General features: G+C 53.9%; 28 protein-coding genes and 1 pseudogene. 2 read left to right on the plus strand and 27 right to left on the minus strand.

What is annotated here, in order from left to right; genetic code table 11:
- Positions 1-39: 39 nt before the first annotated feature.
- Positions 40-1,341 (minus strand): phage tail fiber protein, encoded by a 1,302-nt coding sequence (locus tag ACJ69_RS11250; RefSeq protein ID WP_059347061.1) that lies wholly within the window; start codon positions 1,339-1,341, stop codon positions 40-42.
- 126 nt (positions 1,342-1,467) lie between these two features.
- Here ACJ69_RS11250 and ACJ69_RS11255 point away from each other — a divergent pair, with 126 nt between their 5' ends.
- Positions 1,468-1,830: a hypothetical protein gene (locus ACJ69_RS11255; RefSeq protein WP_054830174.1), complete on the plus strand. Its 363-nt coding sequence runs from the start codon at positions 1,468-1,470 to the stop codon at positions 1,828-1,830.
- Here the strand turns inward: ACJ69_RS11255 and ACJ69_RS11260 are convergent.
- The 22 genes and pseudogenes from ACJ69_RS11260 to ACJ69_RS11365 form a co-directional block, all read right to left on the minus strand.
- The gene (locus ACJ69_RS11260; RefSeq protein ID WP_048965316.1) at positions 1,795-2,436 is read right to left on the minus strand and encodes a hypothetical protein; all 642 of its coding nucleotides are present in this window, start codon (positions 2,434-2,436) and stop codon (positions 1,795-1,797) included. The two genes, ACJ69_RS11255 and ACJ69_RS11260, sit on opposite strands and share 36 nt — an antisense overlap.
- On the minus strand, positions 2,433-2,741 hold the full coding sequence (locus ACJ69_RS11265) for a hypothetical protein (RefSeq protein WP_047749202.1): 309 nt from the start codon (positions 2,739-2,741) through the stop codon (positions 2,433-2,435). Before ACJ69_RS11265 ends, ACJ69_RS11260 begins: the two co-directional genes overlap by 4 nt.
- Positions 2,735-6,306, minus strand: a pseudogene (locus ACJ69_RS11270) (host specificity protein J). Before ACJ69_RS11270 ends, ACJ69_RS11265 begins: the two are co-directional and overlap by 7 nt.
- A gap of 42 nt (positions 6,307-6,348) precedes the next feature.
- On the minus strand, positions 6,349-6,966 hold the full coding sequence (locus tag ACJ69_RS11275; protein WP_059347062.1) for a tail assembly protein: 618 nt from the start codon (positions 6,964-6,966) through the stop codon (positions 6,349-6,351).
- A complete protein-coding gene (locus ACJ69_RS11280; protein WP_059347063.1) occupies positions 6,959-7,678 on the minus strand; it encodes a C40 family peptidase in 720 nt (239 codons plus the stop codon). The genes ACJ69_RS11275 and ACJ69_RS11280 overlap by 8 nt, the downstream gene beginning before the upstream one ends.
- Positions 7,679-7,680: 2 nt before the next feature.
- Positions 7,681-8,418, minus strand: coding sequence for a phage minor tail protein L (locus tag ACJ69_RS11285; RefSeq protein WP_032677934.1), 738 nt, complete (start codon positions 8,416-8,418; stop codon positions 7,681-7,683).
- Between the two features lie 55 nt (positions 8,419-8,473).
- Entirely contained in the window at positions 8,474-8,812 is a 339-nt protein-coding gene (locus ACJ69_RS11290; protein WP_001704112.1) for a phage tail protein, read from the minus strand.
- Entirely contained in the window at positions 8,809-11,946 is a 3,138-nt protein-coding gene (locus tag ACJ69_RS11295) for a phage tail tape measure protein (protein WP_059347064.1), read from the minus strand. Before ACJ69_RS11295 ends, ACJ69_RS11290 begins: the two co-directional genes overlap by 4 nt.
- Positions 11,930-12,202: a phage tail assembly protein T gene (locus tag ACJ69_RS11300; RefSeq protein ID WP_023292728.1), complete on the minus strand. Its 273-nt coding sequence runs from the start codon at positions 12,200-12,202 to the stop codon at positions 11,930-11,932. Before ACJ69_RS11300 ends, ACJ69_RS11295 begins: the two co-directional genes overlap by 17 nt.
- Before the next feature lie 50 nt (positions 12,203-12,252).
- Entirely contained in the window at positions 12,253-12,684 is a 432-nt protein-coding gene (gene gpG / locus ACJ69_RS11305) for a phage tail assembly chaperone G (RefSeq protein ID WP_059347065.1), read from the minus strand.
- 10 nt (positions 12,685-12,694) lie between these two features.
- A complete protein-coding gene (locus tag ACJ69_RS11310) occupies positions 12,695-13,438 on the minus strand; it encodes a phage tail protein (protein WP_023292730.1) in 744 nt (247 codons plus the stop codon).
- Positions 13,439-13,445: 7 nt separating this feature from the next.
- On the minus strand, positions 13,446-13,844 hold the full coding sequence (locus ACJ69_RS11315) for a phage minor tail U family protein (protein WP_054830175.1): 399 nt from the start codon (positions 13,842-13,844) through the stop codon (positions 13,446-13,448).
- On the minus strand, positions 13,841-14,425 hold the full coding sequence (locus tag ACJ69_RS11320; protein ID WP_023292731.1) for a phage tail protein: 585 nt from the start codon (positions 14,423-14,425) through the stop codon (positions 13,841-13,843). Before ACJ69_RS11320 ends, ACJ69_RS11315 begins: the two co-directional genes overlap by 4 nt.
- A gap of 9 nt (positions 14,426-14,434) precedes the next feature.
- The gene (locus ACJ69_RS11325; protein WP_048029717.1) at positions 14,435-14,788 is read right to left on the minus strand and encodes a head-tail joining protein; all 354 of its coding nucleotides are present in this window, start codon (positions 14,786-14,788) and stop codon (positions 14,435-14,437) included.
- Between the two features lie 11 nt (positions 14,789-14,799).
- Positions 14,800-15,213: a DNA-packaging protein FI gene (gene gpFI / locus ACJ69_RS11330; RefSeq protein ID WP_054830176.1), complete on the minus strand. Its 414-nt coding sequence runs from the start codon at positions 15,211-15,213 to the stop codon at positions 14,800-14,802.
- A 45-nt stretch (positions 15,214-15,258) separates the two neighbouring features.
- Positions 15,259-16,284 carry a major capsid protein gene (locus ACJ69_RS11335; RefSeq protein ID WP_023292734.1) on the minus strand — a complete coding sequence of 342 codons (1,026 nt, stop codon included), beginning with the start codon at positions 16,282-16,284 and terminating at the stop codon, positions 15,259-15,261.
- A gap of 55 nt (positions 16,285-16,339) precedes the next feature.
- A complete protein-coding gene (locus tag ACJ69_RS11340; RefSeq protein WP_039025130.1) occupies positions 16,340-16,672 on the minus strand; it encodes a head decoration protein in 333 nt (110 codons plus the stop codon).
- Between the two features lie 9 nt (positions 16,673-16,681).
- Complete coding sequence (locus ACJ69_RS11345; RefSeq protein WP_059347066.1) at positions 16,682-18,025, minus strand: S49 family peptidase; 1,344 nt, start codon at positions 18,023-18,025, stop codon at positions 16,682-16,684.
- On the minus strand, positions 18,006-19,595 hold the full coding sequence (locus tag ACJ69_RS11350; RefSeq protein WP_059347067.1) for a phage portal protein: 1,590 nt from the start codon (positions 19,593-19,595) through the stop codon (positions 18,006-18,008). Before ACJ69_RS11350 ends, ACJ69_RS11345 begins: the two co-directional genes overlap by 20 nt.
- Positions 19,592-19,798 carry a phage head-tail joining protein gene (locus ACJ69_RS11355; RefSeq protein WP_023292738.1) on the minus strand — a complete coding sequence of 69 codons (207 nt, stop codon included), beginning with the start codon at positions 19,796-19,798 and terminating at the stop codon, positions 19,592-19,594. Before ACJ69_RS11355 ends, ACJ69_RS11350 begins: the two co-directional genes overlap by 4 nt.
- Positions 19,798-21,720, minus strand: a complete 1,923-nt coding sequence (locus ACJ69_RS11360) for a phage terminase large subunit family protein (protein WP_059347068.1) — start codon at positions 21,718-21,720, stop codon at positions 19,798-19,800. Before ACJ69_RS11360 ends, ACJ69_RS11355 begins: the two co-directional genes overlap by 1 nt.
- Positions 21,695-22,240: a terminase small subunit gene (locus ACJ69_RS11365; RefSeq protein WP_023292740.1), complete on the minus strand. Its 546-nt coding sequence runs from the start codon at positions 22,238-22,240 to the stop codon at positions 21,695-21,697. Before ACJ69_RS11365 ends, ACJ69_RS11360 begins: the two co-directional genes overlap by 26 nt.
- Before the next feature lie 403 nt (positions 22,241-22,643).
- Here ACJ69_RS11365 and ACJ69_RS11370 point away from each other — a divergent pair, with 403 nt between their 5' ends.
- Entirely contained in the window at positions 22,644-23,183 is a 540-nt protein-coding gene (locus ACJ69_RS11370) for a YfbU family protein (protein WP_046886056.1), read from the plus strand.
- Positions 23,184-23,234: 51 nt separating this feature from the next.
- Here ACJ69_RS11370 and ACJ69_RS11375 read toward each other — a convergent pair whose 3' ends face one another.
- From ACJ69_RS11375 to ACJ69_RS11390, 4 genes are all read right to left on the minus strand, one after another.
- On the minus strand, positions 23,235-23,765 hold the full coding sequence (locus ACJ69_RS11375) for a hypothetical protein (protein ID WP_059347069.1): 531 nt from the start codon (positions 23,763-23,765) through the stop codon (positions 23,235-23,237).
- Positions 23,755-24,297 carry a lysozyme gene (locus ACJ69_RS11380; protein WP_059347070.1) on the minus strand — a complete coding sequence of 181 codons (543 nt, stop codon included), beginning with the start codon at positions 24,295-24,297 and terminating at the stop codon, positions 23,755-23,757. The genes ACJ69_RS11375 and ACJ69_RS11380 overlap by 11 nt, the downstream gene beginning before the upstream one ends.
- A complete protein-coding gene (locus ACJ69_RS11385; RefSeq protein WP_048338962.1) occupies positions 24,297-24,599 on the minus strand; it encodes a hypothetical protein in 303 nt (100 codons plus the stop codon). The genes ACJ69_RS11380 and ACJ69_RS11385 overlap by 1 nt, the downstream gene beginning before the upstream one ends.
- Positions 24,600-24,667: 68 nt before the next feature.
- Positions 24,668-25,720, minus strand: a complete 1,053-nt coding sequence (locus tag ACJ69_RS11390) for a DNA methyltransferase (protein ID WP_054830177.1) — start codon at positions 25,718-25,720, stop codon at positions 24,668-24,670.
- Positions 25,721-25,877: the final 157 nt, after the last annotated feature.

Here is a 25,877-nt window from a genome sequence, read left to right on the forward strand (position 1 = left end):
CCGTTCCGGTAAATGACGGGCTGCATTTTTTCAGTGGCCTTACTCTTTTACAGGGGCTCTCGTTGTATATTTCTGTCGTTGATTCCAGATGCTGTCTGCGGGCATTTCCACTCGAATACTGACAAACTGGTCACGCGGAATATCGACCGGAGCGCCATCATCAACACCCAGTAATTCATTTCTGGCGAATGTTGGCGCGTCTGGATACGTGCGGTGATAGGTTTTCACTAACACTGAACCGTCAGCATTAACGTCATAATCCAGCCAGATCAGGGGCTGTTTGTTGCGGTCTGTGGGGATATCAAAACCACCATCAATGCCGCCCCATGCGGCGTCCGAGTTTAGCCCTTCACAACCTTCAACCAGATATTCACCTTTGGCTAGACGGGTTACAGTACAGCCCTCTGATTCATCGTTGGTCAGGTATCTGCCATCGGAAAAAAGTTTAATCACAGGCGAGGCAGCTTTCAGTGTCCCATCACTGGACTTTGTGGTATTGCCGTTATGATAAACCTCTAGCCACCCAGAATTAACCCCATCAGCCATTGTCATCCATGTGAATCTTTTTCCTCCCATCGAGAATGCAGAAAATGATTGCTGGGAAACATCATTTGGGCCATTTCCCCAACTGCGCTCAGATATTCTAATACCCATAGAGTAATATTGTGGCCCGCCTGAAGTTGATGGAGACATCATAATAAACCTGCTGCCTAATGATTTATCCCACACGTCAGTAATTACCTGCGCTGAACTATTCCCCAGGCCAAACGCTCCCACCTGCATTACGTTTCCTGCAGCTGTTCCCACGTCCTTCGTGGCGCTACTTCCCAAACCGAGGTTTGCGCGAGCGTCAGCTTCGGTCTTTGCCCCAGTCCCGCCCTGTGCAATAGAAAGCGCAGTAGTGAGCCCTTTCAGCTCGGTGATATCGCTGTTGGACCCCTTTCTGGCAAGCGCGCCAATACTTGGAATATTAACGGAGGTTCCGTTGATGGTAACGGTGATGGTCTGGTTTGCTGAGGTAGTGGCGAACGTCTCCCACGCGCCAATGTTCTCGTCATACTCTTTGATAAGCTGCGACATCGCCTGTGCCAGTCCGTCGACAGAGATGTTGTCGGACACCAGTATTCCATACTTCTGGCCGCTCAGCGCCGGGGAAGCAGCAGGCGTAACCGTCATTGACGTGGCGCTGTTCACAGATGAAATCTGGAACATCTGCACCGGGTTAGACATGACGATGATCGTCTGGCCAGCGCGGACCTGGCTGGCTGGCGCAGTCCAGTTCGTACCCGTTCCGGTGGCGGTATTTCCGTTGATAGCAATAGTGCCAGTGTTATAAAGCATGAACTACCTCACGATAATAACGATCGTTTAAAGCGATCAATAATGTAAAATTGATCGCTCTTATCAATCTGACTATTTTTTAAACTCGAATAAAATGGATATTCCCGCAGATACAGGAATGTAGAAATGAAACGATTATTCGCCATGGCACTTTTGCTGGCGGCTGGCTGTGCCGATAAAGACAGAGACTATGCCTTTAAAATGGATTACCCGGTGGATGCGGCGCGCTTATCTCTGGGGGGAGATATTCACGTAAATATCGACTGTGCCACGAGGGAAGTTAACGTAATTTCAGACAGCAGCAATGGCATTTTCAGCCGACATATAAATAAGCGGCTAAGCAATATCTGTTATAAGAAAACGGATAAGCTTGATGTGGTATACCGCTTCGAACCTGCAAAAGGTGTGAAGCAAAACATGATCGCTACTCAATACCCGCGCGTCCCACCCATATCAAATTCCGACAAACTGAGCGATGGGAATTCGTAGCCCTCGCCCCTGAAGTGTCTGGCTCCAGTTGCGCTGATTTTTTGTGATGTACCTCCCCTGCAGCTGTGAGCCTGTCCATTTGAGTACGATTCCTGAATAACCAACGACAGTTCCGTCGTCACTGAGGTTGCCTGGGCAGTTGTTAACCAGAATCCACGGATTAAAACCCAGGTTTATCGCAAAGGTATTGTTCTGCAGATCGTAATTGGCAGGAACGTCGAAAAACCCCACCACGCGCGGCATTTTCGATGCCGAGGCGGCGCTCCAGATAAGATTCCCCGCGCTGTCGAAAACATCCAAATATCCGCTCTGCATTCCAACGTTTCTGGACGTGCGTATCATACTGCCCGCATTGTCTTCCAGAAGGTCAGCGCCTGGTAAGCCATACTTGTTAGTATCCAGCTGCAGCCAGCGCAAATTCCCATCATTCCAGAATTGCGGCTGGGTAATACCCAGCGTGCTTCCGTTTCCGAACGGGCTATCCACGCGGTAATAACCTTTGTCAGTCACTGCGCCGAGCGCACGCTGATCATAAAAAAGTGTCGACCTGTTTTGTGAATCAACCAGCAATTTTCCAGCGCTGTTATAAACTTCGAATCCACTCATTGAAAGTTATAAACCTCCATATTAAGAGTTATCGAAATACTGCCGCCGCTCGGTAAATAAAAAACGGTAAAGCCACCATTAAAAGCCCGGCAATAATATTCATTTATTACTCCTGCCGAACTCGCCGATACGATTGATATAAATGACCCGTCCTGCGTTACCCCGGAAAAGGAAACGTCCTTGGCCGTTTCCCCCGCTGCAAATGTTACAGACGTGCTTCCAATATATCGGATAGCATAATCACTTAAATCAACGGCAATACGGCCTGCACCGTCCCAGCATTGCAAACCCTGTGGCATCACCATAACCCCATTCTGACACGCAGCACGTTGTTGCTGTCGTAGATGCGAATGAGAGTGCTGGATATCAGCATCCTCCCGCCCCGGCCACTCCGTTAATTTCGAACGTTCCTCCCTTATCAAGCTTCCAGCCTGCAGATCCAGCCACATAATTATTCGACTGGATATAGTTGCCGATTTTGGCGTTCTCAATGGTACCGTCCTGGATGAAGCTGGCCCTGATGAACGTCTGCCCATTCTGGATCACAAATGGCAACGCCACGCTGTTTCCTGCTGCCGTAGTGACGGCGAAGCGGTCAGCCAGGAAGATAACCTGCGACTGCATGCCGGATGGCGTATTCTCCACGCCGATACCCATCCCCGCGGCGTAATACTGCCCGTTGCTGGAGACACCAACCTTGATGTTGTACATCGCGCTGAGTTCGCCATTAACGTTGGCTATAGCCTGAGCGTTAGTGGTGATGGCGGAGGTATGCCCGTTCACGGTCGCCGTAATGCCATTTATCTGCGTGGCCGTAGCCTGCTGATAGTCGGAGAACGTCTGATTCAGGCTGTTGATGGATGCCTTGTTGCCGTTGACGTCCGTCTGCAGGCTCAGCAGAGAGCGCGCTGTTGCCTCCCTGTCGTTGACAATCACCTCATCAATACGGTCCAGACTCGCGCTGTTGCCGGCGACCGATGCAGACAGGGTTTTACGCGCAGCCACCTGCGCCAGCCCGTTCTGGATAATGGCAATCGCTGAGTTCTTGACCCCGCCCGTCATGCCGTCCATAGACACACTGATGCTGTCGATTCGCTGGCCCAGCGCGGTATCAGCCGTCGCAACGGTCTGCTCAAGCTCAGAGAGGGAAGACGACACTTCACCGACCGTGCTCGAAAGCTCATTAACGCTGGTCTGAACCTTCCCGACGTCCTGGGCATTTTTGGCGATATCCTTCGCCTGCTGCTCCAGTTCGTCGTTGGCCTGTTTGATGTCGTCAGCCATGCCAGCAATTTTTTCATTGCTGTCCACCGCGTTCTCGATCAGGTCCTTGAAGGTTTCCGACTCTTTCATATCCTCCAGAATGTCATTGGTTATTTCGCTGACATCTATCGAGGACGTGCCCATGACCCAGTCGGTCCAGTCCCCGGCGTTACCGATACGGTCAATCAGGCGCGCGCGGTACCACTGGCGAACGCCGGCAGGCATGGGACCATGCTGATAATCTGAAGCCGGGTACGGCACCAGGACCAGCAGTTCAGGATTGGCGTAGTCGGCAGTTGTGGCGCGCTGAATCTCTGTATAGGCCGTGTCGCCTGAGCCATCCGGAAATTTCCAGGTCAGGTCGATATGCCAGACCACATCTTCGGTCGCCAGGAAGTTGAGCGGAGTACCCGGTTTTCCCGTTTTACCTGAGAGATAAGTTGTTTCACCGTATCCCCATGGTGACGACGTATCCTGCGCATTCAGCGCCCGTACGCGCACGTCATAGCCGCCCGAATAAATGCCCTGAACCGAGAAACCCTGCGCGCTGGTAACCGGAACGTTTATCCAGTCTCCGTTGTCCTTGCGCCACTGTGCGACGTAACGGATTGCGCCCTCCACCTTATCCCATGACACGTCCAGGCTTGCTACAGTCAGCCCCTGAGACACATGATCGCTCTCAGTCACCACGATATTCTTCGGAGCAGACAGGACGCTTATCGGCGTGACGGTAATCGGGGGCGACTCGACCCGAACGCCGTCATCGATGTAACGATATTTGTTTGGATCGTGCTGAACGGCCGTAATAGTGAAACCGCCTGTGCTATCGTCGTTAGCCGCGATTGAGGTGACCCTGAAATACTGTATTGCGAGGTTATCACTGTCTATCGCCCAGACAGCGCCCGCCACAGGAACCTGACTGAATGCTGTAGCCACCGTCACCGTTTTTTTATCGGCGCTCACCGCGCTGATTGTCCGCGTCTGGGCTTTTCCGTCGGGAAGGTTAACCACCAGCCGGTCTTTCGCCGCGTAGTCTATTTCTCGATCGAGGGTAATCTGGCGGCCATTGACCGCGCTTATGCGGCCCCCGTTCTCCTTACCAGAGCGGAAAGGATCGGCGACACCGATAATTTCAGCGGGCAAAGGGATATAACCGTCCAGCCCCACGCCAAACGATACAGTCCCGTCTTTGGCATTGGAGAGCAATACCCAGCGACCGCGTCGGTGCGCTTCACTTTGCGAGGTGCAGCCGATTGCGGTCAGGGACGTCTGCCGGACGTCGTAACGTTCTACAAGCGCAGAATCGTAAACCCCCTCAACGGTATCGCTGTAATGGTTCTGCGGATCGGACCAGGACACCAGACAGGAGCTGTAGCGATTCTTGTATGAGCCGCCCGCATAAGTAAACAGCCCATCGATAACGTTTGAGACGTTATAAACCCAGTCAACATCGTCCTGCGGGACGTCTGCCTGGACATAAATCTGATCGTTGCCCCAGAAGGTTATTCCACGAAATACCGCGGCGAGATCGTTAAGTACCTGCCAGGCGTCCTCCTGGCTCTGAATGAAAACGTTGCAGGTGAAACGCGGTTCGGTGCCACCGGCCCCGTCGGAAACCATTTCGTCACAGTACTGGGCGATTGAATACAGCGCCCACTTATCCACCATGGACGCATCCACGCGCGTGCCCATGCCGTAAATTTCATCCAGAACCAGATCGTAAAATATCCAGGCAGGGTTATTGGACCAGGCCATTTTGAACCCGCCGGACCATGAGCCAGAATAGGTTCGGGTTGTCGGATCGTAATTATCCGGAACCTTAATCAGCTTGCCCTTTATCTTACAGGTCACTTTCGGTGCGCTGCCGTTGAACTGGCTGCTGTCCACTTCGACATACAGGAGCGCGGTTAATGGATAACGAAGCTTGCTGTCGATGACTTCCGCATACGAAAACACCTTGAAGGCGTTAACCAGTTTCGAATTTGATCCGCTGGCATCAGCCGTAATACGCCTGACCCTGACAGACCAGCCGGACGTGGATTTTGGCAGATCGATACGGTGGTCACGCTGATATTCCGTCGTGGTCTTTCCGTCAAACTTGCCGTTTACAACCGTTTTCCAGGCACCGCCGTCCGTTGATAAATCGATCGCATATTCGGTGACCGTGCCCACCATATCGCCGTTATCTTTATAGAGATACTGGACCGGAAGGCTGAGCTTGATGCGGATGGCATCCAGGGAAAGATTGGTAAACTGGCGTGTCCAGGGCGCGGTAGTGGTGACAGTTGTACCCACCGCCAGCTCGTTATCGACCTGGGGCATCCCGGCAATATAGGTCTGGTCCTGTGTGCCCTTGCGGAACTCCCATTTCACGCCGCTGAAGTTGTATTCCCCGCTGTCGTTTGCCAGCGGCGTATCGTTGAGAAAAATGTTCTGAGCGGTCAGGTCGCCCTGTATTTCCCCCTCAGAAACGGCAATGAGCATTTTTAATTTTGCGACCGACAGCAGATCGTCAGGCTGCTCAACCGGAGTATGTGAACTGCCACCTCCCCCTTTGGCACCCTGCAGGATGGTTTCTTGTTTAAGAAGCTGCATTTTTTCACCCATAAAAAAAGATGCCGAAGCACCTTTAAGTTAGTGGCCGCTGGCCTACTGCTGATCGCTCGAGTACATACCGGCGCTGACTATCGCTCCCCCTGCCTCGATCAGACCGTAGGCCAGGGGGACAGGATGCCCCATAGCGACCGTATTGACCGGCGCCCCGAAGGCGTAGTTAGGCGTGTTGTCCGTGCTGGAGGATTTACCCGCGCCGAAGGATGGCTGGGGCGTGAGCATCTGGACAACACCACCCAGCATCATTGACACCCCGACCCCGGTCAAAATTGACGTGGCGCTGATGGCTGTTGCACTCATCGCCGCCCCCCAGGCTGCCATACTCGCACCCGCGGTAAAGAATGCAGCGACCAGCGCAACGGCACCGACAACTATCTGCAGGACGCCCGAACTTTTGGCCCCCTCATAAACGGGCACGATCCGGTACACGCTTCCACCGCGGGTCATATCAAACTCTTCCAGCCCGATATTGTTGTCACCGTTAAAAAAGGCGAAACGGATCCCCTTCATATGAGCTTCCGACATATATTTTTTGAATCCGGGAACCTGTGAACACATGGCCCTGAGCATTTCGCGCAGGTCGGCAACATCAAACTGAATGCGTTTACCGAATTTTTTAGCCATTTTCCCTTCGAGAATAAGCGTCTTAACCATGCATTCGATCCTTATGCCTGACCACCCGGACCGTTCTGTCGCGATAATATTTTCCATAAGGCGTTCGCGAAGAAAGGTGCCCGAACAGATGATGCAGAATGATGTTGTCACCCACATATACCGCGGCGTGATTAGTCACCGATGCCTGCACGCTCATCATGATGATGTCCCCTGGCTGCATTGCACCGGCGGCAATCTCAACAAATCCCTCACGCTCCCAGTTGTCGTCGTAGAGCCGTTCCTTGCCGCTCTCCCACCATTCGTAAGGTACCGAATAGTTCCCGAGTCCAATGCCGTATTCGCGCAGATAAAATTCACGGATAAGCGACCAGCAGTCCGCGTAACCCAGTACCCACTGCCGCCCGGCATAATCCCTGTCTTCACGCGGGGAGATCGTACAAAAATCCCCGTCCGGCCAGGACATGATCCCCCACTCAATACCCGACCAGTCGCACTGGATCCTGTCCAGCTCTGAGGGCACCAGCCGGACCACATCCGGATGGGAATGAATGAGCATGATGATCTCACCGCGCGCGCGGGCAGCGAGTTGATCTTCCGGGGAGAGCGTGAATGTCTCCTCGGGCTTATCTGCAATGTTGCGGCAGGGAATAAAGATTTGCTGCTGGCCTGACTGAACAATCAGGCCGCAGGCTTCTTTGGGATATTCAGCAGCGACGTGCTGACGGATAGCATCCAGCAATTTTTCACGCATCTTTATTTCCCCTGCAGGTTAGCGGCCGGAAAACCACCGAACGGCAGCGGCGCATCGGGGCCGTGACGATCCTGACAATCCTGCCGGCGGCCGCCACAAACGTCTTTCGACGGGTCATCGGTCGGCGTACCGTCTTTGGTAAAGTATTTCGTGCCGTTGTAATCGCATCCGGTCCCGCTTCGGTACCAGCCCCGCATACACCAGGTGCAGACAGGCGTAATCTGCCGTGTCGGCAGCTGCAGGCTCTGAATATCGAAAGGAGAACACAGCTCGAAATCAACCTGTACCCGCGTCTCTGCGGTTTTAGCATTGACGTAAAAGAGCTGTACGCGCTCATCGGCAGGGCTGGCACCCGGATTACCTTTTTTCCAGTTGGCGGCATCGAGATACTTCGAAAGCGTGGTATGGATTTTGACCTTAGCCCTGACCATATCGTCATATTCAAGACACAGCGCGGTGACATAGTTTCCGACGTTCCCGACGGACAGCGTGGGCGTTGGCTGGGAACCTGTACTCGATAACTCCATCCCCTTAAGTTCGTAGGGATGGGGATCGTACTGGTTTCCCTGCCAGATAATGGCGGGCAGATTTTCTGCGGCGAAGGCTGCCCACCCCTCTTCCTGAATATTGTGCGCATGAAAACGCAGTACCTGATCCATACCGAATTCAGTGCCGTCGATCTCAATCAGCTGAATAACGCTGCCGGGCTCAAGCTGTTGGATGTCTGCCGTAAAACTCATACTCCCCCCATAAAAAAAGCCGCCCGGAGGCAGCTTTCAGTGTTTGTCGAGAAAATCAGGGCGCGAACGCCTGTTCAAAAGTGAAGGCCACAGTGGCTTTTTTCCCGGTAGGGAAAGAAACGCTGAACGAATCGGCTTTCATTCTGAACAGCTTTTTTTCACCCCATGGCGTGGTCCACCAGAACGATTTAGTAACGTGAGACATCAGAAAAGCGCGCAGCGCAGCCGCCTCCTGTCTGGTGCCCGTCCAGTCCAGGTTCCAAGTTTCCTGTTTGTCGTTGATCCCCATCCCTGCTATCTGTTTGTAGCCATCCCCGAACTGGGCCTGCAGCGTTCGGGCTGTTTCAGTTCCCTGCGCTGTTTTTCTGGTGCGCCAGGTAAACGTGTCTGTCACGGAGTCCTCCTCGAATAAAGCACGCCGCCTGCGGACATTTCTTTTTTCAGTCGCTCGGTGATTGTCTGCTGAACAATCGCCTGCAGCTGTTTCGCCGTCCCCGTGGCGTTCGCCTGATTTATGCTCCCGTCACTCCCCTGCTGGCTGATGCTGACTGGGGCATAAACACTGATCCCGCCCATGCCAGCACCGGCTGCGCTCCCGCCGCCGACCAGACCACCCGAGGCATACCCGCGCATCAGGCGATAGAGATTAGCCACGCCGATGCGGCTGGTTGATTCTTTGGTGAAGACGAATTCCCCGCGGTGAACGATACCGGCTGGCTCGTACTTGCCGCCGTGCCCGGTAAAACCGCCCACGTCAAAACCCTGTGGCCGGTATGACGGGACCGCGAATGACTGACCTGCAGAGGAGGTTTTCGCCCCGCCGCTAACCCAGCCCATTGCGCTCTGGATGGTGTAAGCCACCAGCAGCTGGTTGATAACGGACACTATCATTTTAAGGATCGAGCTGGTGAAGTCCCGGAAGCTCGCCTTCCCGGTTGTCGTCAGGCTGGTAAGCTGGCCCGCCAGCCCGCTGAACGTAGCCTGCGAAATCTGCTGAACAGAGCTGAAAACGTTTGTCGCTGAATCCTGATATTCGGCCCAGCCCTGTTTCGCACCGGCCAGCCAGTTTGCGCGCAGGGCATCTTCAGCCTCGAACGTCGCCCTTTGCTCTTCGAGAACCTTTTGCTGCGCCTGAGGGTTGTACGAATAGCTTTCGCTGAGACGCTGCAGAGTTGTTTGTCGCCCGGCTTCCCGGGTGGATACCCCCTCAGACTGAGCCTGCAGGCCCGCCCTGGCGGCTTTTTGCTGCTGCTCAAACTTCACGGCCTGATCGGCCAGCTGGTTGAGTTTTTGCTGGCTGGCAACCTTATCGCCCAGATCGGCCAGCTGCCGCTTGTACTCGAGCGTTTCTTCCTTGTGCGCCAGCAGGGATTTTTCCTGCGCTGTAAGCTGACGACGCCCCGCGGCCTCCTGCAGAACGGTGAACTGATTTTCAGTCTGCCAGAGATCCTGACGCTGTTTGCTTATGACGTCGTTCACGCTGGTATGCTGCTCAAGCGTTTTAAGCTGGGACTGAAGGGTGAGAAGTTCGGCCTGCGCCTTTTCCTCGGCTTTATCCCCGGCGGGCGTTGAGTAGCTTTTGCCTTTCGGCGTTTTTGGATCCTTCCACTGCTTTTCAATCCCGGCGCGGGCAGCGGCAATGTCCTTTTCAGTCCACAGCGTGGCGACACCGTCTTTCGCATCCTGGCGGTTTTTCTCAATAAGCTGACTCAGCTTTTTCTCTGCTGAAGCCCGCTTTTCTGCCGCCGTCGCGCCGGACTCCACCAGCTGATTAAACTGCTGCTGGTTGCGGATTGCCTGAGCCTGCTGGTCCGTCCGCATTTTTTCCCGCGCGGCTGCCAGCCCTTCCTGGGCATATTGCTGATCGGCAAGATCGTAAGCCTGCTTTTTCAGCTCCACCTGCTGGCGCGCGTTTCTCAGCCTTTCCGCATCCGCTTTCTGCAGAACGTTGTTACCGGCATAATCCGGGTCGACTTTAAGATTGCGGGACAGCGCGCGGTACTCTTTCTCTGCTGCCTGCCATTCAGCAAAAGAGTCCTGGCGCTTCATCGCGGAGTCAGGATTACGCCCTATGCCAAGCATCGCATCCCATGCGCCGGAGGCGGCATTCTTCACCCAGTTCCAGGCTTTTTCGAGGGAGCCAAGATTATCCTCGACCGCCCCGGCGCGCTGAATGACCGCGTCGGAATATGCCCGCATGGCCAGCTCGGCAGCTTTCTGCGAATCCCCCAGCGCCTGAGCAGAAGCTATCTGTTCATACTGGGTGGCCGTCAGAAAGTGAAGGGAATCGTTGAGCGTAGCGACCGCGTTAACCGGATCATCCTTCAGGCGTTTAAACTGATTTATGGTTTCGTCAACGGCCTGCCCGGTAGCCTGCTGCAGCCTGGCGGCAACATTGCTGACCATGCTGACGTCATTACCGCTGAACGCGCCGCTGCCAACGACCTGCGCCAGCACGCCTGCAGCGGCATGCTGCGTGATGCCATTACCGGCCAGCGAGCGCGCCAGCGCCTGAAGCTGCCCTGACGTTTTCCCCGCGTAGTTCCCGGTCAGGATCAGCTGCCTGTTAAATTCCTCAGACTCTTTGCTGCCGTCATACCAGGCCTTACCCAGCCCGAATACCGCCGCGGCAATCCCACCAACCAGGCCGGCGATCCCCAGGCCGCGCAGCGACAGCAGCTGGTCTATCCATCCTGCCCGGTTCGCCAGCGTGATCCCGGAGCCGCGCAGCGCACCGAAGTTACCGCGCATGACCTCGCCGATAAGTACACCCAGCTCCTGCCGGGCAGCAGCACTTTGCAGCCCCAGACCATGCGTGGCCACTTTGGCAGCTTCAAGCTTGCGGATATAGACCTCAGCCGCATCGCTGGCACCGACCTGCGCCGCCTTCATGCGCAGCAGCTCGGTACCGGAGAGCTTTTGCTCTGCAACCTGTTGCTTCAGCTGGCTGAGGAATCGCGTGCGCGCTGCGGCCGATTTTTCCTCCACAATCTGCAGCTCTTTTTGCCGGGCCGTGGTGCGGGAAATAAGGGCGAGATAATCCTGCTGGGTTATGTTGCCCTGTGCCCTGGCTGCGCGAAAGCGCGCCTGCACGTTCGAAAGCGACTGTGTTTCACCATTGAGCTGGCGAACGCCGTCAATCTGGCGGAAAAATGATGCCGCCAGTTCATCCTGTCGGCGGGCAAGCGCTGCGGCCTGCCCGTCATTCTCACGCATGCGTTGGTTAAGTTCGGTCACGCGGCGATGAGTTTCATCAACGGACCTGGAAACGTTCTGCCAGTCTTTTGTCAGCCCTTCCGTTGCGGCCGACTGACGGGCTTTCATATCTGCGGCGGCCGCCGCGCCAGCGTCGCCCACACTCTTTAGTGCAGCGCTCTGACGGTCCGCAGCACGCTGCATTCGCGCCTGAACTTTATCAGACTCATCCGCCATTCCTGTCAGTTGCCCTTTGATTCGGGCGACCTGCTCGCTGAAGGTTGCGCGGTCAACATCCAGCTTAATAACCAGATCGCTAATCTGCTGGGCCATATCGGATACCTCCTGTGATCCCCTCAGCGGCGGTCATCAGCGTGTCATCATCCGGCTCGTCATCGCTGATGACGACATCCGAAGGAGAAAGCAGGCTGAAATGTGCGGGGGTAAGTTCCGGGTCGCGGAAGAAAAGAGTGGAGATGGAATAAAGCAGCTCTGAGAAATGCGCATCGAGCTGCGCGTCCTGAAAATAATGCTCCCGGTAGAACTGGTGCCAGTCGCCCAGCTCACTGGAAGTCATTCCAGCCAGCATGGCGCGCCAGTCGGGTCGCCCGAACTCGCGCGCCAGATTCAGGACAAACTTCAGCTCGCTGGCAAGGGCTTTTCCGCCGTAACGGGTTCAGCGCTTTCCGCCTCCGCGGAGGCATCCGGATCGGCAAGGTTGTCATCATCAACCGGAACGAGCATGCCGGAGAGCAGCTTTATTTCCATTTCTGCTTTACCGATCGCCTCCGGCGGCCAGCTGCTAAGCACCTGCTGATAAAGCGTTTCCACATCCGTGCCAGTCGGATCGTTATGCCACAAAGACATCGCGATCAAACGCGCACCGCAGCGAATATTTGAGCCAATCAGCCTGGCCGTCATTTCCTGATCGCTGATGCCGTCGCTGTCAGCGCTGACGGCCTTTTCCTCTGCGGCCATAAACGTGATGTACTCAATACGCTGCAGCGCCGACAGCTCGAAGATGGTCAGGGATTCTGTTTGCCAGGTGAACTTCTCTTTTTTCAGAAACATGCGTCCTTCCTTACGCTGCAGTTACGGTGACTTTGCAGACCGCTACGAAATTACCATCGCTGGTCATAACAATAACGTCAGCGGTGCCTGCCGCCACGCCGGTGACAGTGATCGCGTTGCCGCTAACGGTGACCGTTGCTTTTGCCCCGTCGGAGGTTGCCACGCGGAACGAGGTATCTGAGGCACTGGCAGGGTTAACCGTCACATTGAGCGTTGTGGTTGCGCCCACGACCACGCTTGCCGTGGCTTTATCGAGCGTAACGCCGGTCACGGGGATATTCGGGGTCCCGCTTTCTTCAGCCAGCTCCGGCTTGCCGGTATTGGTGATTTTCGCTGTACGGGTAATGACCTCTTTTGCCGGAATGGCTTTACCCAGGCTGCTGCACCAGCCGCGGAAAACGTCGACGGTACCGTTCGGGTATTTGATTTTGTAATAGCGTACTGAGCCATCAATAAACCATGCGACCAGGTCTTTTTGCCCTTCTTCGCCCGGCTTCCAGGCGAGGGTGAACGAGGTATCGCCAGCAGATTTTGCCCCCTGGGCCGTCGCGTTCCAGTCGGCATCCTCGTCGTCGAGGTAAGTGTCGTCATACGATTCGGCGGTCATTTCGCCCGGCGTCAGCTCTTTGATTTTCGCCAGGCGATTCCAGTCGATATCAGAGAGTGGGTTAGCGAAAGCGTTGCCCGTTCCGGTGTAAAGCCAGAGCGTCGTACCGGCGCCTTTTACAGGGGCAAGTGGATTTGGTGTTGGCATGTTTTCCTCACATTTCGTAAGTGATTGAATATTTCATATCGGCGGAGGTCCACAGCCCCATCGCATCATCGCGCTGGTAATCGAAGCCTTGTGGAACCATGAGCGTTAACAGTGAATCGAGGCCGGGAATATCAGCGAGGGCCGGATAGATATGGCTTTCCATCCATTCATCCAGTTCGGAATCTGGTACCTGCGAGGACAGGAAGACCTCGATATGTAACGTTGCCGCCCACATATCGGCATCAAGTTCTTCGCCGGTATACTCCGCATCGGTCAGATAGACCGCGACGGCAGGAAAATCCGCCTCCTCAATGACAGCCGGGCGCCCGTCAAAAAACATGACGTCGATCCCGATGGCCTCTTCAAGCACATCAATAATTTTCTGGCGAATGAGAGTGTGTTTCATCGTGTCAGATGCAACCTCAGTTGTTGCCTGAGGGCATAGCCAAGTTGTTTTGGCATTTCCTCTTCAAGCATGCGTTTCTTCTCTGCTTCGAAAGCAGTAGTGAGGGGCGCGGACAATGGGATTTTGACCACGTCGATGGGATAACGACTTTTTCCTGCAATGCGCTTCATTACGTGCCAGCGGCCGTTCGCCAGGCGCTGGATAAAGGCGTCGCGAAAAACATAACGGCCAATTCTCAGCACGCTACTTTTTCGAACCAGCGGGCCTTTTCGGTTCGTCGCCCTGACCTGCGCGGCACCGAGTTTGATGGCGGGAAGGTTGCCCCGGTTAACCTTAATTCGGGCCGCTGAGTGCCCTGAAGCCGAGGCTTTGTTGATTCTCACCCTTTGTCTGACCAGCTTTACAGGTATCCCCGAAACGCGGTTATCACCGGCTACCGTTTCTTTCGCCACCCTTCGGACGGCAACCGAGACGCCATTAGCAGCAACCCGGTTCACAGCCCATGCGCTGGCATTGGGAACCATATTTCTGTCCAGGCTATCCAGGTTAGCAATCGCCTGCTCAAGACCTTTTATCGACATGAATGCTCCTTAACGACGCCGCGATCCGCCGGGAGGTGATCCACTACCCAGCCATACATGGCAGGAACCGCAATCATCCGGGCCCACGCGATCAACCCAAAATTCACGCCCGTTTACCTTCAGCGTGTCCAGACGTTCCAGCCCGCTTACATCCGATGAGTTCACAAAAAACGTCGGCTTGGTTCCGTCAATTCTGATCCCCGCTTCTGCGAAACCGATGTTCTCTGGATCGTCAAAGACCCCGCGGAGCGTGACGCCGGATAAAGATCCAGAGGTTATCCTTGCCTCTGCGCCCATCACTCCACGTATAGTGGTATCCGCGCGCGCCATCGCTTCATCAAAAAGATTATCGAAATCAGCCATTAGGCCCCCTGTCAGACTTCCCGGGCCAGCCCCTGAGAAATCAGTTCGTCAGCCTCCGCGTCGGTCACGCGAATAACGACACCAGGCTCAACAATAGAGAGGGACTCATTGCGTGTGGCGTGAAGTGCATCAATGTGCAAGGTCACCAGTGTCTCAACCGCCACCAGCTCGCCGGGCTCATTTGACGCAGGATTCTCGGTAATAGAGCCAGAGGTGTTCTCTGGGCCGGGCTGGCCCGAGGTGCTGCCAGCAGTAGTGCTGGCAACGGACACCTCAGCGCCCTCTTCTCCGTTTTCGTCGAGTTCCTCTTCGAGCTCAGAAATACGTAACGTAAGCTCCTGGATGGTGCCTGTGACGTTGACCTCACGATCAAGCTTTACGCCCAGCTCTTTCAGTCGGGCGATCAGGGTTTCTTTTTCTGTCATGGGAAATACTCCAGAAATGTGGCCCAACAGGGCCACTGTGGAAAGTTATGCCAGCTTGACTGAAACGAACGCGTCCGGATCTGGCAGCAGCATCAGCGGAGCTGACTGAATCATGGTGAACTCGCGAGCCGGGTCGCCCGTTTGCACCCAGTTTTTCGGATAGCGCGTTGAAGCATTAATGCCTTCGCGCTGTGCATCTGCATCCAGAATGCAGCCATAGGTACGCAGACCGCGCGCCTGGGTATTTCCCAGCACCATTGTCAGATCCGGCAGGTAGTTCTTTTTGACGTCATCCTCGATGTACTGACCGGAGTACACAACGATGGCCACGTCGCCATACATCCCCTTATATGAGACGGCCATTCCCAGGTCTTTTACGGCGGTTTCGAGCTCAGAGCTTGAACCGCGACGCGTATCCAGCTTTTCCTTCACCGCGTCAAAGGAGCGGAACAGCGCCCAGCCCTTTGGATCGAAGACGATAATGTTGACCACACCGCTGGCGTTAAGCGCGTACGCTTCAATATCATCGGTCGGGTCGTACGTTTTTTTGTCGCGAGAAGACCAGGCAGCTGCACCCGCCTGGGTGATGTTGTTACCGGCACTGCGTCCCATATCAACTTCAACCGGCTCAAACGCTTCCCCGGTCATGGTGTATTTACCACTGAGGACTGCAGCAACGGCCTGCTTTTCTTCTACCTGCGCAATTGCAAGCTCTTCATCTTTCATGTTCTGAAGAATGATGCGTCGGCGGCGATAGGCAGGGTCGGCCAGATTCTGTGGATCTTCATCAGGCAGGCGGCGGAGGGTCATCAGCGGATTCACTTCGTGTTTTGGCTTCACATACCCCGGCGTAAATTCCGACGTGCTGCCACCACGGGAACGAATCACTTTCCCGGAGACAATCGGCGATACGTACAGCGCCATATTGACCATGCCCGGAATTTGCGACAGGTAGACTTTTTCTGTACTGAAGGGATAAGTTTCGCGAAAGAAGATGCGCAGGAAGAGCGGATCGAACTTGAATTTCTTCTCATTGACCGCCAGAAGCTGGGCTGTTGTGTAAACTGACATAGAATTTTCCCGTAAAAAAAGCCGCATATGCGGCTTTTATGAAAGTTGAGGGTGATTAAACGATGCTGATCGCCGTACCGGCGAACGCATTACGCTTGATATTTTCGTCGGTAACGGCAGATGGCCAGAGCACATCTTCGATGCGGAAAGAACCGGATTTATAGAAGGCCAGTTCAGCACTGTTCTGGTCAGCGGTAACCGCCAGAATGCCGGTTGCTGCACCTGCATGCTCGCCGTCCCAGACGGTTAGCTTGCCAGACGTAGCATCGAGCATGAGCGGGGTCATTGCCGGGGTGGATGCTGTCAGTTCGCCCGGTGCATACGCGGTGTGTGCCGGATCGCTGTTACCGAGCGGCTGGTGATGAGTAAATACTTCGGTGATTGCCATGTTAGCCTCTTAAACGGGGGTGTTTAACAAATCGTCGCCGGCTTCAGCAGAGGCATTCCCTGCTGAAAGAGCGCCTGGTGCGGTTTCCATCAAACGATCCAGCGCAGTATCGGTACGCGCCTGGGCGCTTTGCGGCGCAGCGGCCAGAATGCGCTGCGCACTCTCGACCGTCATGCCCGGCGTTTCGGCCAGCGCGCGGGCCTGTGATTCGCGCCCTTTTGCCTCTTCGCAGTTCAGAATTCCCATAATGCGACCGTTCTCGGCGGCTACGGCTGCCGAAACCTGAGCGCTGAGGTCTGCCGGGGCCGTTAAGGCAGCGGTTGTTGTGTCTACGGTGGTGACCTGCTCAGCCGGTGCAGTAGTCTGTGTAGCTGCCTGGTCAGCTGGCTGATTTGTCGCTGCAGATGCAGAAGGTGATGGCATAGTTCCTCCAGTGGTTGTTTTTTTGCGTCTGTCGAGTGCTTCACGCATCACGCCGAGCGCATCGGTATTGTTAACAAGTTCATCCGCCAGACCGTTATCCACGGACTCCTGGCCGGAGAAGACTGCCGCTTCGGTGTCCAGTACGGCCTGAACTGACATGCCGGTATAAGCGGAAACCTTTTCGGCAAACATCTGACGAGTGGCATCGATACGCGTCTGAAAGTCAGCGCGAACGTCCTTTGGTAGTTTTTCGTAGGGATTGCCGTCGACTTTATGATCGCCGCTGTAAATCAGCGTGACCTCAACGCCGTTAGTTTTCAGCGCAGCGCCATAATTACTGTGCGCCATCATGACGCCGATGGAGCCGGTTCTGGCCGTTTGCGTGACAAGCCGTCGCGATGCAGAACTGGCAATTAGCTGCCCTGCGCTGCAGTTCATATCATTTGCCAGCGCCCAGACGGGCTTGATATCCCGCATCCGGGCAATAATATCGGCACAGTCAAAAGCACCGGACACCATCCCGCCCGGCGTGTCCATATCCAGCAGGATACCGTCCACGCCGGGATCGCTGATTGCCTGCTGCAGGCGGGCAATGATCCCGTTATAGCCCGTCATACCGGAATAAGGCTGCAGTGACCGGGTTTTGCTGACCAGCGTGCCGGAAACGGGAAGCACCGCGATCCCGTTTGTTACCTGATAGCTCCGCGCTGGCCGGGGCCCCATTTCCTCATCATCGCCAAACAGCGCCAGCGGCTCTGCAATTTGTTCCGCACCGAGCGTGACGCCAGAAGCGGGATCCGTCAGACGGGTGATACCCAACTGGCCTGCCAGCGCGCAAAAGAAAACCCGCGCGTAGGCGGGTTCAAGCATCAGCGGCTCATTGAAGGCCATGCTGGCAATGTGCGGGAGATTACGCAGCTCTGGCGTCATCTTTATCCTCCTCGTTTGATTTTTTCAGCCCTGCGTCGAAAGCAGCAGCCGCCCATGCCGGAGGTTTAAGTCCCGCCTGGCGGCGCTCCATAGTTTCACGTACCTGCTGAGAAAATATTTCCTGATAGTCATCTCCGCGTTTGGCACACTCCTTCTCATATGTGCTGAGACCGGCCTCGATCAGCATTACGGCCTCCTGCACCTCCTTCAGCCCATCAATAGCCATGCGCCCCGAGCCAATCCAGTTGGCGTTACCCCATGCGGTTCTCGCCTCCTGGAAGCTAAACCTGGCTTTGGATGGGAGCGTGACAACCCGGCGCGCAATCGCCTCTTCGAGCCAGCAGACGAACATCTGACAGGCCTGCCGGGCCGCGACAAACTTCCGACGCCCCATAAAGAACGCCCAGGATTCATTGGCGCTGGCGCGCGCTGTCGAATAGCTCATCTGAGAGTAGTTGCGTGAAAGTTGCTCATACGACACACCAAGACCAGCCGAGATATAGCGCAGAAGGGATTGTTCAAAGGTGGAATAACCGTTATCGGTATCCTGCGCTGACTGAAGGTTCAGTGAATCGCCCGGCAAAAGATGAGGCACTTTCGCGCCACCGAGGCGAACCGGCGCCGCGGCGTAATAAGATGCCATTTCGCCCAGCCAGCCCGTCAACTTATTTTGCTGCTTGCTATCCGCGCCGAGGATAAAGTCCATCGCCGTATCGGTATCAAGCTCACTTTCGATGGTGGCCGCATACATGGCCTTCACTATCGCGCTCTGGAGCTGAGTATTTTGCAGGGTGTCGAGCATTTTCATCTGCTCCATCACGCTGTAAAACACGTTTGCGCCGCGGGTCTGTCCATCCTCAAGCGGTTCAAAAATATGGATGAATGATGGCCTTCCGCCCGGCAGTTCCCGTGGTATATAGGTCCATTTTTGCGACATCCAGCCAGGATAGCTGTCTTCGCTGACGTAGTACCCCAGCGCTGCGCCGCTATCACTGATTTTGACACCCGCGCGACAGTTACGCGTGTCACCTGTATTACCGGGATTACTCACGCGTTTTGGACTAACCATTTTAAATTGCGTGCGAAAAAGTCGCGATGAATCACTGTCCCAGGTGGGCTGAACGCACAACTCACCGTTAAAAGCGTGCGTCGCGACACCTTCGCGGATCATCATGGTAAAGGTTCGCTTGCGCTCGGCATCAATCCCGCAAAAGTCATCCTCCGCATATTCATACCAGGCGGCCTCCACCTCCCTGGCAAACGCTCGGCTTTCCTCTTCTTTAATGCCGAGATATCGCCAGCTCGGGCAGTAACTCAGTCTAAAAAAAGACCCGACGATGTGATCCTGGTGCAACTGCACGGCGTTTGCCGCATAACCATTGTTTCGGACCAGATCATCAGCACGGGCATTCCCCCGGGCGAAGTTCGGCAGAAGTGCGGCGTCAGCACTTTCACTCTGGGGATTCCAGGCATTCAGCTGCCCACCGAATCCGCCGCCACCGGCGTGATAGCCTGCATATTCCCTCAGGGAGGTTTTCCCGTCGGGGCCAACTAAAGAAGGAATTTTCATGCGTAGAACCTTGCCGGCCCGCGGCGTCGTGAAGTGGTACCGACCTGTGACTCTAGATCGGCAATGTACTTTTTCAGATCGCTGACTGACGTCGCCGTAAATTCCACCCTTCGACCGTCTTTCTGTACCGTCGCAACCCGTTTTCCCATCATCAGATCATGTAAAGCTGCGCGCGCGGCATCCAGTTCAGCCTGTGTTGCCATTATTCATCTCCCGCTAACGCCCTGGCATAATCCGCCAGAGATTTGTTATTTTTACGGCCAGTGTCTTCTTCCCGTAAGCTGGCCAGAAGAGAATCCAGATCCAGTTGCCAGCGGGAGATACTTATCCGCAGAGCTGCGAGGGCATAGACAAAACAGTCAAGCGCCTCATTTCGTCGTTTTTTACTGTCCCAGACGATTTTTTTCTTCCCGTCTACCCACTTCTCAACCTGCTCTTCAGCCGTAAGCTGCTGAGCCTCAGCTAAATCATATATTTCAGGGTTATTAGGGAAGTGAACCGCACCCGCCAGCGGCTCGTCGCCTTCTGCCACCAGCGTGAAACGGTTATAAATCTGCTCTTTCGCGGTGTCTGTTCCTACCTCAGTGAGATAAACGCCATTCTTGTTACGCTTGCGAGGCATATTCGCCACGGGCTTGCCGTAAACAGATGCGCCTTTAACAGGAATGACACGAAACAGACCATGCTTTTTCGAGCGGTTATAAACAATCGTTGGGTCTATGCCGCCGATATCCCAGCAGATGCGGGAAATAAGCATCTCAACGCCGTTAGGCCTCGGATAGGTTTTGTTGATCGCCTCGTCCAGCCTGAGAAGCGTGGATTCATCATCATGGCGACCCATAATGATAATTTTGTCGATAAGCCAGCTTTCCTCGCCAGGCCCCCAGCCCCAAACACGCATTTCGTAACGGTCAAGCTGGGAGTCAATACCGGCAGTAAGATAGGCCACGCGCTCCGGCACCCTGGCACCGAAGTGCTCAATGCGTTCGGCCATCACCTCAGCATCAGGACGCTCACCAATTTTAGGCTCCCACGTTTCACCAAGCGTTGTGTTGACGAACGTCTTACGCTTTCCCGTGTCCCCTTTGGTCTTGATCCAGTCCTTGACGATTTGCACCCAGGTTGTGAAGGGGCTATAGGCCGTCCAGATGTGAAAGGTTACGCTGTCAGGCGGATCAATTTCGGCACCCGATGATGAAAACCAGCAAAGTCCGTCGCGCGTCCAGATCCCGGTTTCATCACAGATGTACCGCGCCTGCGAAAAATCGAGCTCCTGCTGTTTAATTACGCAGGCATTGTGTTCACACAGATATATAACGCTGGCAGGATCGCCCGGCGTCCATTTGAACCCGAATGGCGTCTCTTTATCGCCGAATTTAAGGAACTGCTCCTCCCCACAATGTGGGCAGGGAACATAGAAGCGCAAGAAATGCTCCGACTCCTTGGCGGCACGTTCAATCTGGCATGTCCCTTTAATTTTGGGTGTGGATCCTCGTATCGATTTAGGCCAGACCGACCCTTCAATACGTTTATCCCCCAGGAACGTTGGAGAGCCCTCTTTCTCGATATCCTCGTCAAATGCCGCCAGCTCGTCATAACCCGCCACATCAACAGATTTTTCACGGTAGTTTTTTGCAGCTTTACCACCGAGGCACCAGAAACCTCGCCCATTCGAGAAACGTTTCATACTCAACGTGTTGTCCCGGTGCTTTTTACCGTACCAGGGCGCCAGCGCCAGCAGTGAGGGGATGTCCCTGATTGTCGGTTCGACGTGGGATTTCATGAAGTTTTCTGCATCACCGTCGGTAGGTAACCAGATAAGCGAGTTACGCTGTTTATGCTGGATGAAATACGCATACACGCCGAGCAGCATTTTTGAATAGCCTACTCGGGCAGACTTAACGACATTGACCTCGCGGATATAGTCATTACCCATCGCATTCATTATCGCACGCTGAAACGGCAGCGTTTCCCAGCGCCCTTCCTGATAAGCAGACTCTTTCGGGAGGTAATAATTTTCGTCTGCCCACTCTACCGCCGTTTGCGGCTCTGGCCGGTACAACGAACGGAGCCCCGAGCGCGCGGAGTGCTGTAGCCCCTTAACCTGACTGTTCGATATATTCACTCAGCAACCCCGGTATCATTTCATCCAGCGCAGCTGCTTTGTTCATGGCTTTTATGATGTCCTTCTTGAGGAAATCAATATGTCGATTTTCCAGTTCCGGAAAGCGCCGCTGAACCGACAGAGGTATTCCATCAAGGATACTGGCAATTTCTCCGGCTATCCGCGACAGCACGAACGTGCAGAATGCGGTCTCCACCACCTCAGCGGACTCTTTTGCATTTTTTAGTTCCTGAGCATCAGCCTGGGCTCGGGTAAGCCTATGGCGCTCATAATCAATCGTGCCAGGCACAAGGTCTGATTCTGAATCAACTCTCAGCTGTTCAACCTCTTTGCGCAGCTTTTCGTTTTCTATCGCTGCGTCACGGGCGGAATACCATTCGATTACGGCGGCAGAGTCATAAAGCACTTCATTACCTTTTCCACCACCGCGCGCAACTGGCATTCCCTGATCCTGCCAGTTCTGGATCGTGCGGATGCTGACACCAAAAATCTCTGAAAGGCGTTTTTTATTGACCTCCATGACGAACTCCAGGCGAAACACAGCGTAAGGAAACTATGCCGGGTAAAATGACTACTACCGGGCTTTAACACTTCCTTTCTTGTGGTGGGTTATACCCAGTAAAGACAGATACTTAGCAAGAAGAAGAACGGAAAAGGCAAAATCCTGAAAATTTTCATAAATAGCGAGAACCTGCGAGGTCGCCGCCCCGTAACATGTCAGATAACCGGAAAGGACCCGCTGAGCTCTGAGTAACCATTTTGGAGAGCGTCAATCTCCTCCCTGATGAGCCCATAGTTCTTGCCCAAGTGCAATACTTCAGGTTGACCTATCCCATGCCAAAATTATTGATTTGTGTGAGAATGCCCATGGACTCATTAGCAAAACACGAGTAAAAATAACATTTCACTTAGAGAGGTAACTCATGGATATTAAAAATAAAATCAATACAGTATTACTTTGCGACATCGCCATTCATCTTGGCATCGATACTGACCTTGATCCGGAAATCGTCAAATATGCGATTACTTCCGGTCAAGATTGGATACTTGACGCAAAATACTCAGGCGCATTCTCCGAAGGTTCTGAAAAAGCAGAGCGCGATTTTGTAGTCGAATTATTGTATGCATATAGAGGGCTTTCTAAATCTTACCGTTTGCTTAGCTTAACAGAGCAAGCTGAGCTGAAGAAGAAACACCGCCTGAATATTATTGATGACAATATTCAACTACCTGGCTTCGATGGAAACAACGAATATGTATACGAAGGTATCATCGAAGCATTCCAGAAAATTGATCGCTTCCCTGAACAAAATCTCCCTCTTAATAATACCCATTCACATACAGTGCATCATTACAATGCACTGATCGAGGCATGTAAAAAAATTAATGCCTTAGATCGCCAATGGGAACTGAGTGCTGAAGAGGTTAGTGAAATTTTATCTCATGCCCCGCTAACTATTTAATATTGGTTTACTTTTCATCCTCGAGCGAGAATAAATTACGCGTCATACTTATTAGGGGATAGAGTTTTGTACTCTTTCCCCTTCAATTTCTCTTATTCCTCTAAAGTTATTATTACCCTTCTCAATAACAGACAACAATGGCTTAATCCACAGAACAGCTTGACAGTATGTCATTGAGCTGGTGGCAGCGGCACGATCATCGGCTGTGTCAGGTCCGATGGTATCGGCGTGCATTGCGCTGGAACGTAAACGGTACGCGTATTCGAGCAGCCCACCAGCAATGTCAGCAGGAACAGGCAGATCACAGGTTTTTTCACGGCGAAGAATCTCCCGGTATTCGATTACGGTTTCTTCGGTGCTGGTGTCGATCAGGGAGTTAAGCCTGTTGGCATGTTCAGCAACCTGATTGAATCGATTGAAGTTGAATGCCTGGGTGGCGATCACCTGCCCCTGCAGAGAGTTGTCACTTCGCAGAACATCGTTATCGCTCTGAAGGCTACTGGCGTCGGAGCAACTCTTAACGAGTGCGACCGAAAGGCCAGCAATAACGATAACGCCGATAAGACCCGGATTAATTTTCATTGATCCAGCCCCAGCACGCCAGCGCACTTTCCTGATCGCGCCGCTCGACCTGCCCATAACAGCCATTCTTCTGGCCTTTAGTCAGACGGCAATCACGTCCACCGTCCCTAATCCACCAGCGAATCGCCTCGCATGCCCCGTGGCGGTCACCGGCATTGATGCGCTTGTAGAACGTGGAAGGGAAGCACTTACCCGGCCCGATGTTGTACGGGCAGAAAGATGCGATCCCGGCCTTCTGCGGTTCGGTAAGCGGTACCGTGATATTGCGGTTAACCCACGCCAGAGCCTTATTGCGTTCAATGGCGTTCACCTGATTGCATTTGGCCTGTGTCAATTTCATGCCCTGCACAACCGGTTTACCATCAACCATCGTGGCGCCGCGGCAAATCGTCCAGATACCACCGCCATCTTTGTACGCCGTGAGGCTGTTACCCTCTTTCTCATTCAGAAACTGATCGAGAATGACGGATGCTGGCGCACCAGCGAGTACCAGCCCCAGAACAGCAGCACTCAATTTTGCTCTGGTTCCCATCACTCACCTTCCTTTTGTAATGCCTCAACGACCACGCTTGCAGCTGCAGGACGTTCGTGAAGCGGTTTGTCACCAACGCCTTTCAGGTAGTCATTGACCATTTTTGTTCGCTTCTCATCCTCTTTACGCCTGCGGTGTGCATCTACACGCCCGTTGATGTAGGAGGCAAGCGAGATAAGCAAACCAGCAGCGCCAAAGAACATGAACACCAGATCCTGAGTGGTAAATCCAATGGCAGAAGCCAGAGCTGCTACCCACGCAAAGAACTGCGTGAAGATGTTCCCTGAATCATTCATTTTCATGGTCTCTCACCTCGCTGTGTGCGGGTGTTATTGAGGTAATAAAAAAGGCCGCTATCGCGACCTCACGTTTATTCCCCTGCCAACGCCCGTATTTCCCCCAACGTCTGATTAAACCTTTCCTCTTCGAGTTCAACGCCAATAGCCTGGCGGCCAAGTTCCAGCGCGACTTTCACGGTCGAACCGGACCCCATGAAGAAATCAGCCACCACATCACCAGGCTTACTGCTGGCGCTGATGATCTGCCGCAACATATCAGCGGGTTTTTCGCATGGGTGTTTACCTGGGTAAAACTGAACGGGTTTATGTGTCCAGACGTCGGTATAAGGAACGGATACGGAAACAGAGAAATGCCGCCGAAGTGATTTGTACTCTTCGAGCAGCTCTGAATATTTGCGATTCAACGAATGCCACATAGCCACCAGCTGGTGGTGTGGTGTTGCCAGTTCGCCGTTCTGGTGCTTTTCGATGGCTACCTGCGTGAAAAGGGACTGAAGCTTCCGGTAGTCTGATTCATTCGGTAATTGCCACTGGCTACCGCTGAACCAGTGAGACACCATGTTCTTCTTTCCAGTCGCATCGGCTATTTGTTTTGAGGTTATGCCAAGCGCTTCACGTGCATCCCGGAAATAAGAAATTAGGGGAGTCATTACATGCTGCTTCAGCTCGCTTCCCTTCTCAGCATACCCGTCGCTCTTTGGTTTATACGGCCCCTGGTAATGCTCAGCGAACAGGATGCGCTCTGTTGCAGGGAAGTAAGAGCGCAGGCTCTCTTTATTACAGCCATTCCAGCGACCCGACGGTTTAGCCCAGATGATGTGGTTCAGGATGTTGAACCGCTCACGCATCATGATCTCAATGTCTGCCGCCAGGCGGTGACCGGAGAAAAGATAAAGACTGCCAGCAGGTTTAAGCACTCGCCAGAATTGTGCGAGGCACATATCAAGCCAGCGAAGATAATCCTCATCCCCTTTCCATTGATTGTCCCAGCCGTTGGGTTTCACTTTGAAGTACGGGGGATCCGTGACTATCAGGTCAATGGAGTTATCAGGGAGAGTGGCGATGTATTGCAGGCTATCAGCGTTGACTAACTCAACACTGTTTATATTTACAGTATTTTTCATAGATCAATAAGCGTAACTCTGATAGGCTCTCTTTGCTTTTGCGCTAAAGCAATGGGCCTTGGTTAGCTTGTGACCTGAAAGCATGAGCTGATGGCTGGCCGGGTGCTACAACACCCTCCAGCCGCCCATTTCCACAGCAGATTCCCTCCAGTCCGGA

This window comes from Enterobacter asburiae, from assembly GCF_001521715.1.
In the GTDB taxonomy this organism is placed as follows: Bacteria; Pseudomonadota; Gammaproteobacteria; order Enterobacterales; family Enterobacteriaceae; genus Enterobacter; species Enterobacter asburiae.